The sequence below is a fragment of the Dyadobacter sp. CY345 genome, assembly GCF_021502725.1.
Taxonomy (GTDB): domain Bacteria; phylum Bacteroidota; class Bacteroidia; order Cytophagales; family Spirosomataceae; genus Dyadobacter.
This window is the reverse complement of record NZ_JAKFFS010000002.1, coordinates 200,777-215,920: the sequence shown is the minus strand read 5'-3', so window position 1 is coordinate 215,920 and position 15,144 is coordinate 200,777. Positions and strand designations below refer to the sequence as shown.

Below are 15,144 nucleotides of genomic sequence, written 5' to 3'. Positions count from 1 at the left end.
ATACTTCAATTCTGTGCCAAGTATCAATATTTGCCAATAGCCAACCATTTTGTATACGATTCTTACACATATGAGTTAAGAGTGCTATACGAAAGAAATATTGACCCTTTTGCCGACGCATTTACATCGCTAAACGGCTTGTTTTACAAGATCGGTCCGTTTACATTCATTTTGATAAACACAACAATGTTGCTTTGCTGTGTTTATCTCTGCAAAGTTTTTGCAGTGATTTCTGAGCAGTCCGTTTCTATTGCAAGATTCATCATTGTTTTCAATCCTTATCTGCTCATTGGTGCAGTTGGTCCTAACAAAGAAACGTTTTTGTTATTTCTTTCACTGTTGTGCTTTTACTTATACTTTCAAAGACTATCAACTCTCAAATTTCTAGCTTTTTTAGTTGCTATATCCGCCTTATTTGTTCGGCCTGTTTTTGGATTAACCTTGATACTTACTATCTTAATTACCCCATTGACTTATGTAATCAAAAATCCAGTGAATGTCTTTTTAGTTATTTTACTAGGATACTTTGCAATTAATTCGATTCCACCGATTAATGTGTTTATTACAGAATTTCAAGGTGAAGAATTGTATTCATTTCAAACATCAAACCTTTATGAGATTGCACTATTCTTGAAGGCAATGAATCAAAATCCGATATTGCAATTTCCAGCTTTCGCAATTAAGACATGCTTAATTTTGTTCACACCAATTGTCAGACCAAATTCTTTTTTTTCAATTCCATTTCCTATCCTGGATGTTGGCTACACATTGATGGCTTACGCTCTGTTTCCTTGCAATTTCGCTCTCTTGCTTACGTTTATAAACAAAAAAATCCTTTCATTAAATGCCGTAAATAAAGAAACTCAGATTATTTTCATTTATACTTTAATAGGAGTATTAACTACGGTCATAAATTCTAACATTACGTTTAGATATATCTTTCCGTATTCTCCTATGATTGTTTCCCTTTTCTATATACACTCCTTAAAGGTTAGAAACCGGGTCATTATTCTATCAATCGGATTAATTATCCTGACCTTCACAGTTACATTAATATTTTTAAAAAGGGACTTTGAAATGGACAACTCCATTGTTCCTCAGTTTATGTCCTGGTTCTAATAATATTTTTTGAAGCTGCTCGGTTGAGATAACTTTAGTCCTTATACATTCATCAAAAAATAAGAGGTTATGAATAAATTCTTGATTCCCCTTGTATTAATCCAGATACATGTTTTCGGGCAGAAAACATCATCCGGTGGTAAAGTAACGACTAGCAAGCAAGAATTAAATTCAATTATCCGAAACAACAGTTATGAAGTTGGCAACCTGACCCCGGTTATGAATATGAACGAATTAAGATCGGGAAAGGCAGATACATCGAACGTAGTTTATATTAACGACGAACAAAAGTCAGGCATTTTTAGATATAACAGAAAAAATCTGAGCTCCAAAGATGATAGCGCAATGGTAATTCTTGTTGGAAAACGAAGGTATGAAAGAGAATATGTATCCATTAAACCTGAATTTTTTGGGGCCAATGCTAAGGATAATCTAGATGATGGACCGGCAATTCAAAGAGCCTTGAATGCCGCAACGGAACGAGGGATGAAGGTGACGTTTTCTGAAGGAACTTATCTAACATCTATAACATTAATACCCAAAATAGTCGTACCCGCTCCCGTCTATGCATATCGGCTAACCTTGGAAGGATCAGGATCTGGTTTAACCAAAGTTAAATCAATGCACAATAATGACATTCTCAGAATCACTCAGGGAGAGAAAACCTTTGCAGGAAGAGAGAGTAATATATTGATTAAAGACCTGGACTTTGATGGAAACGCAAAAGCAGCTCACTGCATCAATGCTAATCATATCGCAAATTTTAAAATAATTGACTGTAAGCTTACCGGGGCGACGCAATCTAATCTCAAAATCGGCGAGGGAATCTCAGAGAATTTTGGGATTGACATTATAAGGTGCTATAGCGGGGGAAGATCTGTTAATGATGCCCACAATAACGCTGGAGTTGAACTTGTTAATTGTCGATATGCCTACATAGAAAGATTGACAACTGATGGATCCAAATATGGCATCTATATGGATGGCTCCGATAAAAGTTTCATTACAAACTGCCATTTGGAAGGTAGTAAAATTGCAGCAATTCGAATAACAGGAACAGGAGGTGGCGAACACAAAATCAGTAATAATATGCTCATGCCCTATGTCCAATACGAATCATCCGCAAAATTTGATGGTGAGCTTGTTGGTATCAACATAGATGGATCCAAAGGTGGAAGCAGTGCAAATATTATTTATGGAAACATATGTATCGTTCCGGATTCAATATCATTACCTGTAAAAACGAGCCTATCACGAGCTAATAATACACTTAGAGCGAACCCTACGCTTATTATTTCGGGAAATACAAGCAAGGCAACTGGATTTTTACTTGGTTATGATATTGGTTTGAATAAAGCACTGATCCAAATTACTAATGGTAGGTTTCAAGAAGGTGAAAGCATTACTCAGTCTTCGACCGGGGGCATGGCCATATTAGGAAAGATCGTTAATCCTTCAAGTAAAGGCATTATGATTAGTGGAAGTTCAGAGTCAAATATTATCAGTAATAATCAAATACGCTTAAACCCAACCGTAGGAATAGATATCTCTACTAATAATAACATTGTTAGCAACAATATTATTGAAGCCAATACAGGTGTTTTAAAAAATGGAGATTTTGCTATTTTAGTTGGAAACATTATAAAATCAAACAATAATATTGCCGTTAAAAACATAAAAGGTAAAATTGAGTTAAATGCTAATCAATTAAACGGAAAAGTAATCGGACTGAACGATGCCAAATAAGGTATTCTTGTTTTTTGGGGTTTCGGGTTAATTAGGTTCCATTAGTATATGTAAACAGTAAATTAAAAAATCAGCTATATCACTTGTACATCATAATAAAAATTAGAATAATGATTTTGTTTTGATTTTATAGCAAGTTTTTTACTACAAAATTATGCAAAAGAGTAAACTTTTCGTTGTTGAGCAATATCTTTCCTGGAAGGGGCATTATAGACAATATTTTGAAAATCTGCTTTGTAAAGATTTTTTTTACCTATACTGCGCAAAGAAGCAGCACAAGTATCCGAATTCTGTATATGTAGAAGCCGAATTGGAAGACAAAGATGTCAGAACCTTTATAGACTTTATAAAAGGGCGCTTTTGGGATTCTTTTATAACTTATAATAAGCTGATTGAGCAAAAACCCTCCGTAGCTCATTTACTGGAATTTGAACCATTTTCTTTCCTTTATCTATTGTTATTCAAAAAGAATCAAATCCCGCTTCTCATTATTACGGTGCACTCTATTGAAAGAATGAGATATGCAAATAAAGCAAAGGACGCAGTTTCGTATATTCAAAGACTAATTTATAAATATACCCTTTGCAAGGCTGCATCTATGAATGCTAGCTTTGTTACACATTATCAACATCACAAAAATCAGTTACTTTCACTTATTGGAAGTGAATTTGAAAACGCGATTCATATTATACATTACCCATGCCCGGAAGTATCAATTGTTGATTTTAAGAAAAGTAACACTAGTAACAAACTACTTATTTATGGCCAAATAAGAGAAGATAAAGGGATTTTTGAATTTTTGTCTGATCCGGAAACCAAAAATTTGCCGATAACAATAGCCGGTAAAATTCATGACACCAGAATACTGAATTTCAACTATCCAAATTTAAATATTATTGACAAATTTATCAGTGACGATGAACTGACCAACCTAGTTAGTTCTCACAAGTTTATGCTGCTTCCTTACGTTAAAACTTATACTGGCGGAGCCGGCACTCTCAAAGACAGCATTGCTTACGGTCTTCCGGTCATTGCATCGGAAATCCCAATTTTTGAAGAAGTGATTAAGACGGAGAACTTGGGCTTCGTATTTAAGTCTGTAAACGAAATAAAAACGTTCACCAATACCATGGACAATTCGCGTTATGAAATATTGGTGTCGAATTGCTCGGATTATGCAAAGAAATATAGCTGGGAGAGTATGCGAAAGCAATACTTTGATCTATACAAGGTACTAATTGAAAGGGCTGGTAATCAATAATACGGTGATTGCTGTAATATGTCCGACATTCTTTGATATTTATCTAAAGAATACCGGAGATAATTTTAAGACAGCATTCTCACTATATTGTTGCTTAAAAAGATATATTTGTAGGCTTTTAATTGCGCAATTTACTTTATACACACCTAATTAATGGAATACCCTCTTGTAAGCGTACTATATCCTGTATTTAACGACTCTCCTGAGCATATTCAAGAAAGTATGTACAGTATCATTAATCAGGATTATCCAAATCTTGAGATAATTATCGTTGATGATAGCAATGACGCGTCAAGTATTGAAACTCTGAATTTATTCAGATCAGATGAAAGAGTAAAAATTTTAAGAATAAAGCATCAAGGTGGCTTACCGCAAGCGTTAAATAATGGACTTTCCATTGCCCGTGGCAAGTATATTGCTCGTGCAGATGCTGATGACATCCAGTTTCCAAATCGCATAAAATCCCAGGTTGATTTTCTAGAGAAAAATCATTCTATTGGCATTCTAGGTTGTAATATAAACTATATCGACGAAAGAGGAAATCATATTAAGGTACGCCAATATCCTGAAACAGACGACAGTATACGTAAATACTTGCATCTTCGAAACCCTCTTTGCCATAGTGTAGTGATGATAAGAAGAAAAATTTTAGATGAAATTGGTCAATACAACCCCGAATTCAAAAGGGCAGAAGATTACGAATTATGGCTAAGAGCAAGTGCTAATAATGTTAAACTGCATAACCTTCAACAGGTTCTAATGGATTACAGAATGGCCACTGGGGAAAAAAGAGACCAGCTTAACTGGAAAATGAATCTTAAACTTAAAAAGAAATATTTTTCTTCTCGGTATCTATTTGAAAGCGCCATTGGTATCCTATCTATTTATCTATATGTTTTAACTCCCATTTCCTTACAAAACTACATTTATAAAAAACTGGCATAAGCGCCATTTCATAGGCTTATTATTTATTTCACTATCAATAGTGAAATACCAAATTTATACACAAACTATAACATCAATGAAAATACTCATTACAGGTGGAGCTGGATTCATAGGTAGCCATTTATGCGACGCATTAATACAAGATACTGGAAATCATATTTCAGTATTAGACAATTTATCATTAGGCAGACTTGCCAACATTGAGCACTTATTTGGGAATGCAAGATTTAAGTTTTTTGAAGGTGATATTTTAGATGAAGTTTTCGTTTCAGACGTATTCACTAACTCCAATTTTGATATTGTATTTCACCTGGCCGCTAATTCTGATATTGCGATTAGTCATACTAAGCCAGCAGTAGATGTTAATAATACATTTTTAACGACCTATAAAATCCTCGAAATGATGAGGGTACATGGAGTCTTTAAGATTGTATTTGCGTCAACATCGGCAATTTACGGCGATCCGGCAGGAAGTAAGCTCACAGAAAATTTTGGGCCCTTACTTCCTGTATCCCACTACGGAGCTTCAAAGCTTGCTTCTGAGGCTGTAATATCTTCTTATGTTGCAAATTACAAAATCCAGGCATGGATTGTTCGTTTCCCAAACGTTGTAGGAGAGCGAGCGACGCACGGAGCTATTTTTGATTTTATAAGAAAGGCCTACAATAATCCAATTTTTTTAGAAGTACTTGGAAATGGGGAACAAAATAAACCATACGTATATGTAAGAGATTTGGTTGAAGCTATTCTATTTGTATGGAGTAATACATCTGATCCGATTAATATATTTAATATAGGAGTCGATTCGAGAACAAAAGTCAAAGAAATGGCGCAAATAGTGCTAGAGGAATCCGGCCTGGATCGTGAGATTAGATATACTGGTGGCAGTAGAGGATGGGTTGGCGATGTTCCTGAGTTTGAATATGATCTTACAAAGATCCATAATCTTGGATGGAAAGCAAAACATTCCTCTACTGAGGCTGTCAGAAAGGCGGTTCAACAGATTCTACTACTTACTCCTCAAATCATTACCTTATGATTGCCGTCATTCTCGCGGGAGGGAAAGGAACGCGACTTGGCTTGAATGATTTACCAAAGCCAATGGTATCCGTCGCTGGAAAACCCTTGCTGGAACATCAGCTCCTCCTTTTAAAAAGATATGGGATAAACGATGTCATCATGCTGACCGGATATCTATCTGAGAAAATTGAGAACTATTTTGGCAATGGCTCTCAATGGGGTATGCAAGTCCGTTATTGCCGTGAAGACATTCCACTTGGGACATCAGGAGCTCTTAAACAGTTAGAGGCTATTTTGAAAGAGCGATTCCTTGTTCTTTATGGAGATGTGGTTATGGATTTTGACATAAAACGATTTCAGGATTTTGACGCAGCGGCTCCGTCATTAGGATCACTGATTGTTCATCCAAATGATCATCCATATGACAGTGATTTGGTTGAGCGCAAGGGAGATATAATCACACGATTTATCTCAAAACCACATCCAGATGGGTTGATCTACGAAAATTTGGTAAACGCGGCTGTATATATTCTGAGTCCGGAGATTTTCAAATTTATAGATAGCAGTATTGCGTCAGACTTTGGAAAAGATATATTTCCTTTAATTTTAAAGCAAGGAGGGCGTTTGCGCGCATACAGTACTCCTGAGTATATAAAAGACTTGGGAACTCCCGATCGCTTGCACAAAGTTGAGAAAGATTATACCAGTGGCAAAGTTGAAAATTGGAATCGCAGCAACAAAAGACCGGCTATTTTTTTGGATCGTGACGGTGTACTTAATGAAGAGGTCGACAACCTGAGAAGAATAGAAGATTTTAAAATGTTACCAGGTGTCGCAGAAGCGATTAGGCTTATCAACCAGTCAGAATATCTGGCGATTGTTATTACCAATCAACCCGGTATTGCAAAAGGTTTTCTGAGTTTTGAAAAATTAAAAGAAGTTCATAACCTCTTAGAAACAACGTTGGGTAGGGAAAAAGCTTTTTTAAATCAAGTATATTTTTGCCCACATCACGCTGACAAAGGTTTTGACGGCGAGATAGCTGAGCTTAAAGTGTCCTGTGAATGCAGAAAGCCTGCAATTGGGATGATCTTGCAGGCTGAAAAAGAATATAATATTGATTTATCCAGATCCTTTTTTATTGGTGATACTACAACCGATATAAAAACTGCTTTAAATGCCGGTTTGACGTCAATATTAGTTGAGACGGGATATGGCGGAAACGATAACCGCTACAGAGTAATACCTGATTTTGTAGCCTCCAACCTCGGTCAGGCAGTCGATTGGATTCTCACAAAAAATAAAACAGCTCAATGATTATATCCAGAACTCCGTTCCGAATTAGCTTCGCAGGTGGCGGTAGCGATTTGAAGGAATATTACAGCAAGTACGGTGGTGCTGTATTAAGTGTAACAATAGACAAATACGTCTATCTTTCAATGCACCCATACTTTAATGATCAAAAAATATTTTTAAAATACTCTCATAATGAACTCGTAGACAAGGTCGAAGAAATCGAACATAGAATAATTCGTCAGGTTTTCACTAACTTAAACATCTCAGGAGTTGATTTTAATTCTAGTGCCGATATCCCTTCCGGGACTGGATTAGGTTCGTCATCAGCATTTACTTCGGGGCTGATTAACTTGTCGCATACTTATCTAGGTAAATTTATTAGTCGTGAGGCTATTGCAAAAGCCGCTTGCGACGTAGAAATCGGACAACTCGGTGAACCAATTGGAAAACAAGATCAATATGCTTGCGCAATAGGTGGCCTTAATTTTATAGAGTTTAAACAGGATGAACAGGTTGTAGTAAACAAGATTCATATCAATGTTAGTAAGCAGAAGGAATTAGAAGGGAATCTCCTTATGTTTTATTTGGGTAATACCAGGAGTGCTAGTGCGATTTTATCCGAGCAACGTCAGAATATTATTACTGATGAGAAAAAAAATAATAATTTGCATAAGATGGTTAAGCTGGCATTCGATCTTCAAAAAGACTTGCAAACAAATAATATAGATACTTTTGGAGAAATACTGCATACAGGTTGGCTGTATAAGAAGGAAATGGCTTCTCAAATTTCCAATCCTCAAATTGACTATTATTACGAAACTGCAAGAGCTGCTGGGGCGGAAGGGGGCAAATTATTAGGCGCAGGGGGAGGAGGCTTTCTCTTATTTTATGTCCAAAAGGAAAAACAGGCAGCCGTTAGAACAGCGTTAGCTGAACTTAGCGAACTTCCTTTCCGATTCGATTTCAGTGGAAGTACCATAGTTTTTGCAGATCAAAGATAAATACATATACTATAACTAAAAGGAAATGACAGATAATCTAGTAAAAGACTACATAGAACAGCTAAAAGACACACTTGATAATCTGGACAAACAGGAAATCGTCAAGTTCGCTTCTATTCTTGAAAATGCCAGACAAAATGGTAATAAGGTCTTCATTTTCGGAAACGGTGGAAGTGGATCAACTGCTACGCATTTTGCATGTGATATAAATAAGGGGGCTTCTTTGGGGAAAGAGAAAAGGCATAAAATTATCGCCCTTACAGATAATATACCGATTATGCTGGCTTACTCCAATGACTTGTCATACGATGACGTGTTTGTAGAGCAGTTAAAAAATTTCATCGAAACAGGTGACGTCGTCGTGGGAATATCAGGAAGCGGCAATTCCAAAAACATAATCAAAGCTATTGAATTTGCAAATGAACGGGGTAATACCACTGTTGGTATCACAGGTTTTGATGGAGGAAAATTAAGACGACTGGCAAGTTACAGTGTTAATGCCAATCGAAATGACATGCAAATTTCAGAAGATGTTCACATGATACTGGTCCATTTAATGATGAAGATACTGGAAGCAATTGATTGATAAGACCATATTAAATCACGTATACACATAAACTAAACTTCCCCATGAAAAGAGGCCTTCTAAAATTAGTCCAACAAGTATTAAATAATTTTAACCTAGCACTTACTAGGCCAAACAACAATTTGGGAAGAGAGAGATATATCAGTCTTTCAGAAAGGATGGACTATACACGTACTGCAACTTTAGATTTATTGGCTCATGAAATAATAAAAAATAATGTAAAAGGACAGATTGCAGAACTTGGCGTTTTTAAAGGCGAATTTGCTAAATATTTGAATAGGATATTTCCAGACCGTCCTTTACATTTGTTTGACACCTTTGAAGGATTTGATGTCAGAGATATAGAAAACGAGAAAAAAAATAAATTTTCCACGGGTGATCAAAACTTTTCTGATACAAGTGTGGAGCTCGTTTTAAGCAAAATGTATTCCCCAGATAAGTGTTTAGTTCATAAAGGATTCTTTCCAAATACAACCGCTGGTTTGAGTAACGATTTATCCTTTGCGTTTGTAAGTATAGATGCTGATTTGTACCAACCAATTTATGAAGGATTAAAATATTTTTACCCAAAATTAAGCTCAGGTGGATACATTTTCGTCCATGATTTTAACAACCAAGAATACTCAGGTGCAAATAAAGCAGTTCTCGATTTTTGCAATGAGAACAATATACCTTACACGCCCACAGCAGACGGCTGGGGAAGTGTGGTTATAGCAAAATAGTGGCTGCACAGGACATAAAAATAGATTCTACCTAATATCAACTATTTTAGTTATCAGCGATTTATTAGACTCTCCATCTTGAATTGCTAGTTTTTCTACTATACACTATTAAACATCTTTATAATGTTACAAAAAAGCTGGTTCAGAAAATTATTTAGGTTTAATCAATACGAACGTGATCAATGGATTGTAAAGATCGTAAAACAAATCCCTGACAATTCTCGTGTTTTAGATGTTGGAGCTGGCTCTTGCCCATATCGTAGCTTATTTAAACATTGCGAATACAAAACACATGATTTTGTTCAGCTGAGAGCTGATCAGCTGTTAGGTAAGGATTACGGTCAGATTGATTATGTAAGCGATATAAAAGAAATTCCTGTTCCAGACGCATCATTTGACGTTATCATCTGCACCGAAGTTTTTGAACATATTCCTGAACCAATACCTGTTGTAGCTGAGTTTGCGCGAATTCTTAAACCTGGTGGCAAACTAATACTAACCGCACCCTTACAATCCGGAATACACCAAGAGCCATATCACTTTTATGGTGGCTACACCCCTTTCTGGTACAAGCACTTTCTTGTAAAAAACAATTTTACAAATATATCTGTTGAGGAAAATGGTCTTTTCAATCGTTTTTTTGCCCAGGAAGGTATCAGATTTATTCGAATGAATCATCCATTCAAAAATATTTTCTCATTCCTATATTTACCTATTTGGCTTATTCTAACACCCATAATTCTATTAACTGCCATTTTGGCCCCGATATTCGACAGGTATGATAGCGAAAAAAGATTCACGATAGGATATCATGTTCTGGCGGAAAAATTGTAACAATTGTAAGGTTATTCCAATAAAACTGATGTGTTATATCTAAATAACTTACTTATATTTCATTAAATCTGATACAAAATAATCGTAAATTTTATTTGGTGTAAATAATAAGGCACTTTTGTATGGGTATAGGATTTACATTGCAATAAATAATTATAACAATGATTTCATAATTAGAGGTTATTTTTTTATAATTGTATCACTAACACACAACTATCTCCATTTATATGGAAAAAACATTTATAACTAACCGCACATACACCCACACGTTACGCAGTAAGACTGCAACAACGAACGAGGTTCTAATCATAACTAGTTATGATTATTTCCTCCAAAAACACGACCTTAGGATTCTTCTAAAATTGTACAAAGAAGTAATTCTGATCCCCTATTCGGACGATGATGATTATTTGTTAAATCAAACTGTCAGTCCTCTCCTCGACAAGTTTGAGAAGATACATCTTGTCACTAATCCCCAGCACGATCAGCGGAACCGTATAATTTATGAATTGGTTGTCCGAAAAAACAAGTCAATCAAGATTACTACTGTTTTCGACTTTTGCGAAGACTATCTTTACAAAGTTTACATTCCGGATAATGTCACGGAAAGTAATCCATCGCTCAATTCTTTATTAACCTTTAAAAGAAGAGTACGATATCCTAAGAAAGTGATTGATATAGCTACCTCAGCTTTCTTGTTCTTCATAAGCCTCCCTCTTTGGATTCTTAGTTACATACGCATCAAAATGCAGTCTCCGGGACCTGTTTTTTTTCGCCAGGAAAGAGTGGGAATGAATAACAAAGCGTTTTACTGCGTCAAGTTTAGATCCATGCGCCTGGATGCAGAGTCTAATGGAGCAACTTTTGCTACAAAGAAGGATTCTCGTGTGTTCTCTTATGGAGCTTTTATGCGCACAAGCAGAATTGATGAGTTGCCGCAAATCTATAATATCTTTCGTAGAGATCTTTCTCTAATTGGACCACGTCCCGAAAGACCAGTTTTTACTGAAACTTTTAATGAGACCATTCCGTACTACAATGTGAGACACCAGGTCAAACCAGGTATCACTGGTTATGCTCAGGTGATGTATCCTTATGGAAGCGGAGTATTTGATGCAAGGCATAAGCTAATGTACGATTTGTATTACATTAAAAACTGGAGCATTAAACTTGAACTCAAAATTATCCTGCTAACGGTGTGGGTTATTTTAGGCAGAAAAGGCATATAAAAAACATGAGTATACAGCTTTCCATTTATAAATGGAAAGCTGTATATAATTCTAAATCCGTGAATCATGTAGTTTTTGCCTATGCTGACAGCATTATTTTTTTAACATACAGGATAAGCCTGCGTTTTTTATAAGCGGAAAATTAAATTGAATTTGGAACATAGATGTTTTCATCATAAGTTTAACCATTATAGCCAATTATCTCGTTGAACAATGTTAACTAAGCTAGACAACATTATTGATAATTCAGTCAGGTTATGGGTGGCGAAACTATTATGTATCCTAAATTTTAAATGTCAATATCAGACCGTACAGCACGTATTTTATTTTTTTTTGTTTTTGTATTTTTAACCATAAAAGCTTGCGCGCAGGACTCAACTTTAACATATAACGCTGCGCTATTAGTCGCCGCCTCTACGGGTCAATCTCCATTATGGCTACACGCTAACAAGGGTGGAACAATCCCTTTAAATGGAACATTTGCTAATGGCAGGTTAGGACTTAACAAAATTTATAATCCAAATAATCCGAGAGTTTTTCAGTGGTCCGCAGGAGTCGAATTGATCACTAGTTATGAAAAACGGGCAGACATCTTCTTGACAGATATTTATTTAGCTAGTAAATCCGGGCCCGTTGAGTTGCTGATTGGGCAAAAAAAGAATACTTCTGGACTGGTCGATACCTTACTCTCGTCAGGCTCACTTGCATTATCAGGCAATGCAAGGCCAATGCCAAGAATACAAATTTCGATCCCTGAATTTTTACCACTCGCGTTTACGAACGACTTATTAGCAATTAAAGCGTCCTATTCAGATGGAATTCTCGGTGATAGTCGCATCGTATTTGGGAGTACAAATAATGTAAATTCCACGTATCTGCATCAAAAGTCACTTTATTTAAGAATTGGAAATTATAGAAATAAAGTTAATATTTTCACTGGTATTAATCACCAGGTAGTTTGGGGAGGAGAGGATGAGATAATGCCTGTATACGAGCTAACTCGCTCAAAGGCTTATTGGCATGTTGTTTCAGGAAAAACATTGGATTTTAAAAAAATAGGCTCTCATTTTTGCACAATTGACCTGGCTGCTACCTACAAAGGTAACAACTGGACATATTATATATATCGACAGAATATTTATGAAACCGGTTCTCTATTTAGAGTCAATAACTTCTCTGATGGATTGAATGGCATAAAAGTTCAACGAAAAAATCATAGATTTAAATCTGGAGGTAACTTTATCATAAATTCTTTTTTAATTGAATTTTTAAGCACACAAAATCAAACTAACCTAAATCCACCGTTTGGCTTATCCATTTTTGAGAAAGGAAATTATTTCAATTCACTTATTTACAGCAACGGCTTGTCGTATAAGAGCAGAGGGTTAGGTACTCCATTAAGTTCAAGTAAAAGTTTGACAAACAAAGATTTGCCAAGATCAAACACTGAATTTACAAACAACAACAGAATTACTGCAATTCACTCGGGAATTAGTGCTTCCTGGCTCAACACGTTGATAATTTTTCGCGGAACCTACTCTATTAATAAGGGCACATTTGTAAATCCATTTCCAATTAGTATCAATCAAGTTTCTCTAGGGATAAATGCCGAAAAAAGAATCAAACAATTAAATTATACGACGATAACAGCCGGGGTTTATTCTGATCTCGGCAAGTTGTATCCAAACTCGACAAGTTTCACCATTGGTGTCCGAAGAAGTGGGTTCATAAATTAGGCGATCTCTTTAACAAGTAATTATGACCAACTATTGTCTAGCAAAAACTTCTTCATACTTTTATACTATTGATTGAATATAATGTACACCACTAATATAAAAAACAAAAAGGTAGCCCTATGAAGTTAATTTCCCTAAGCCTCGCATTTTTATTTTCGGCTACCTTGATTACCAAAAGTCACTCACAAAACAATATTCAATCGTTGATAGAATACAAAGACTCCACGAATTCATTTGTAGAAGTATTTGGTATGGCAAGCTCCACTTCACGAACACCATTTTGGATACAAACTAATCAGTTTGGCATTGTTCCAAAAACTGGACCCGCAGGCAGTATAAATATTCAATTGGAACAATTTTGGTCATTAAATGGCGGCGAAAAAAAAAATAAATGGAGAATAGGCGGAGGAATTCAGGCAGTAGGTAACATGGGCAAAGATGCAAAGTTTCTTCTTCCACAAGTACATGGTTCTCTTCGATTTAAAAATTGGGAACTATTTGTAGGACGTAGGAAACAATGGATAGGGCTGGCAGATTCAACGTTAGGAACTGGATCCTATGTATGGTCGGGCAATGCAATTCCAATACCTAAAGTTCAAATTGGAACAATAGGATTTGTCTCCGTCCCACTCACGAAAGGCTGGATATCGTTCAATACATTCTATTCAGAAGGTATGTTTGAAAATAGTCGTCCCATTACGAGCAAGCTAAAATTGCACCAGAAAGCTTTCTATCTTCGTATAGGAAAAACATCCTCTAAATTTAAATTATATGGTGGATTTAATCACCAAGTTCAATGGGGCGGTAACTCGCCATACGAGACTATTGATGGAAAAATGCCAACCGGATTTGGTAACTATGTTAACCTTGTAATAGGTAGATCAGGGGACGCAAATGTTGGACGAGAAAACTATTTCGACAACCATAACCGCGTAGGCAATCATTTAGGCACAGTAGATATGGCGATGGAAATCGAAACATACTCTAATTCCTGGTTTTTTTATCGTCAAAACATTTATGAGGATGGATCACTTTTTGCACTCAAAAATGTTGCCGATGGATTAAATGGCATAAGGTTCCGTAGTAAAAATTTTTATGGTTCTAACTTCTCTATTTACGAAGCTAATATAGAATTTCTATATACAAAGAGCCAAGGCGGCTCAGAATTTAATTACGGTGATTTGGACGCCCCAAGAGGAATATTAGGAAGAGACAATTATTTTAATAATACTCAAGTTCGGGATGGTTGGTCTTACTACGACCGCACGATTGGTACTCCGTTTATCACACCTACCTCTGATACTCAGTGGAAATATCCTAAATATGCAGATAGTTTCACCAGCAATAATCGTGTTTCAGTATTTCATATCGGGTTAAAGGGCACGCTTTTGCAAAAAGTCATATGGTCAACAAAATTATCGTATTCAAGCAATGAAGGCACCTACGACGCTCCCTTTGCAAGCAAGCCAACCCAATTTTCTGGCCTGATAACCATGCAAGGAAAGATAAACCTTTTCGGTGGTACAATTTTGAAAGGTTCTGTTGCGGCAGATCTTGGAGAACTTTATCAGGATACTTATGGATTTACGCTGGGATTACGCAAGGAAGGTCTTCTAAGCAGATAATGAGTGATCAAAACTCAATATCTA

General features: G+C 36.0%; 12 protein-coding genes. All 12 read left to right on the top strand.

Annotated features, from left to right (window positions below):
* Positions 1–1,188: 1,188 nt before the first annotated feature.
* Complete coding sequence (locus L0657_RS10645; protein WP_235150597.1) at positions 1,189–2,865, top strand: hypothetical protein; 1,677 nt, start codon at positions 1,189–1,191, stop codon at positions 2,863–2,865.
* A gap of 310 nt (positions 2,866–3,175) precedes the next feature.
* Positions 3,176–4,126 carry a glycosyltransferase gene (locus tag L0657_RS10640; RefSeq protein ID WP_235150596.1) on the top strand — a complete coding sequence of 317 codons (951 nt, stop codon included), beginning with the start codon at positions 3,176–3,178 and terminating at the stop codon, positions 4,124–4,126.
* A gap of 153 nt (positions 4,127–4,279) precedes the next feature.
* Positions 4,280–5,071 carry a glycosyltransferase gene (locus tag L0657_RS10635; RefSeq protein ID WP_235150595.1) on the top strand — a complete coding sequence of 264 codons (792 nt, stop codon included), beginning with the start codon at positions 4,280–4,282 and terminating at the stop codon, positions 5,069–5,071.
* Between the two features lie 76 nt (positions 5,072–5,147).
* The gene (locus L0657_RS10630) at positions 5,148–6,110 is read left to right on the top strand and encodes an NAD-dependent epimerase/dehydratase family protein (protein ID WP_235150594.1); all 963 of its coding nucleotides are present in this window, start codon (positions 5,148–5,150) and stop codon (positions 6,108–6,110) included.
* A complete protein-coding gene (locus L0657_RS10625; protein WP_255717810.1) occupies positions 6,107–7,408 on the top strand; it encodes an HAD-IIIA family hydrolase in 1,302 nt (433 codons plus the stop codon). The genes L0657_RS10630 and L0657_RS10625 overlap by 4 nt, the downstream gene beginning before the upstream one ends.
* Complete coding sequence (locus tag L0657_RS10620; protein WP_235150592.1) at positions 7,405–8,388, top strand: hypothetical protein; 984 nt, start codon at positions 7,405–7,407, stop codon at positions 8,386–8,388. Before L0657_RS10625 ends, L0657_RS10620 begins: the two co-directional genes overlap by 4 nt.
* Before the next feature lie 25 nt (positions 8,389–8,413).
* Entirely contained in the window at positions 8,414–8,974 is a 561-nt protein-coding gene (locus tag L0657_RS10615; protein ID WP_235150591.1) for an SIS domain-containing protein, read from the top strand.
* Positions 8,975–9,018: 44 nt separating this feature from the next.
* Positions 9,019–9,696: a TylF/MycF/NovP-related O-methyltransferase gene (locus L0657_RS10610; protein WP_235150590.1), complete on the top strand. Its 678-nt coding sequence runs from the start codon at positions 9,019–9,021 to the stop codon at positions 9,694–9,696.
* Positions 9,697–9,819: 123 nt separating this feature from the next.
* The gene (locus L0657_RS10605) at positions 9,820–10,530 is read left to right on the top strand and encodes a class I SAM-dependent methyltransferase (RefSeq protein ID WP_235150589.1); all 711 of its coding nucleotides are present in this window, start codon (positions 9,820–9,822) and stop codon (positions 10,528–10,530) included.
* A gap of 227 nt (positions 10,531–10,757) precedes the next feature.
* The gene (locus L0657_RS10600; protein ID WP_235150588.1) at positions 10,758–11,759 is read left to right on the top strand and encodes a sugar transferase; all 1,002 of its coding nucleotides are present in this window, start codon (positions 10,758–10,760) and stop codon (positions 11,757–11,759) included.
* A gap of 293 nt (positions 11,760–12,052) precedes the next feature.
* Positions 12,053–13,495, top strand: coding sequence for a capsule assembly Wzi family protein (locus L0657_RS10595; protein WP_235150587.1), 1,443 nt, complete (start codon positions 12,053–12,055; stop codon positions 13,493–13,495).
* Positions 13,496–13,614: 119 nt separating this feature from the next.
* Complete coding sequence (locus tag L0657_RS10590; RefSeq protein ID WP_235150586.1) at positions 13,615–15,120, top strand: capsule assembly Wzi family protein; 1,506 nt, start codon at positions 13,615–13,617, stop codon at positions 15,118–15,120.
* Positions 15,121–15,144 lie beyond the last annotated feature (24 nt).

Coding starts and splice junctions, on each gene's coding strand:
- L0657_RS10645 (WP_235150597.1), top strand. CDS start 1,189: ATGAATAAATTCTTGATTCCCCTTGTATTAATCCAGATACATGTTTTC.
- L0657_RS10635 (WP_235150595.1), top strand. CDS start 4,280: ATGGAATACCCTCTTGTAAGCGTACTATATCCTGTATTTAACGACTCT.
- L0657_RS10630 (WP_235150594.1), top strand. CDS start 5,148: ATGAAAATACTCATTACAGGTGGAGCTGGATTCATAGGTAGCCATTTA.
- L0657_RS10625 (WP_255717810.1), top strand. CDS start 6,107: ATGATTGCCGTCATTCTCGCGGGAGGGAAAGGAACGCGACTTGGCTTG.
- L0657_RS10620 (WP_235150592.1), top strand. CDS start 7,405: ATGATTATATCCAGAACTCCGTTCCGAATTAGCTTCGCAGGTGGCGGT.
- L0657_RS10615 (WP_235150591.1), top strand. CDS start 8,414: ATGACAGATAATCTAGTAAAAGACTACATAGAACAGCTAAAAGACACA.
- L0657_RS10610 (WP_235150590.1), top strand. CDS start 9,019: ATGAAAAGAGGCCTTCTAAAATTAGTCCAACAAGTATTAAATAATTTT.
- L0657_RS10605 (WP_235150589.1), top strand. CDS start 9,820: ATGTTACAAAAAAGCTGGTTCAGAAAATTATTTAGGTTTAATCAATAC.
- L0657_RS10600 (WP_235150588.1), top strand. CDS start 10,758: ATGGAAAAAACATTTATAACTAACCGCACATACACCCACACGTTACGC.
- L0657_RS10595 (WP_235150587.1), top strand. CDS start 12,053: ATGTCAATATCAGACCGTACAGCACGTATTTTATTTTTTTTTGTTTTT.
- L0657_RS10590 (WP_235150586.1), top strand. CDS start 13,615: ATGAAGTTAATTTCCCTAAGCCTCGCATTTTTATTTTCGGCTACCTTG.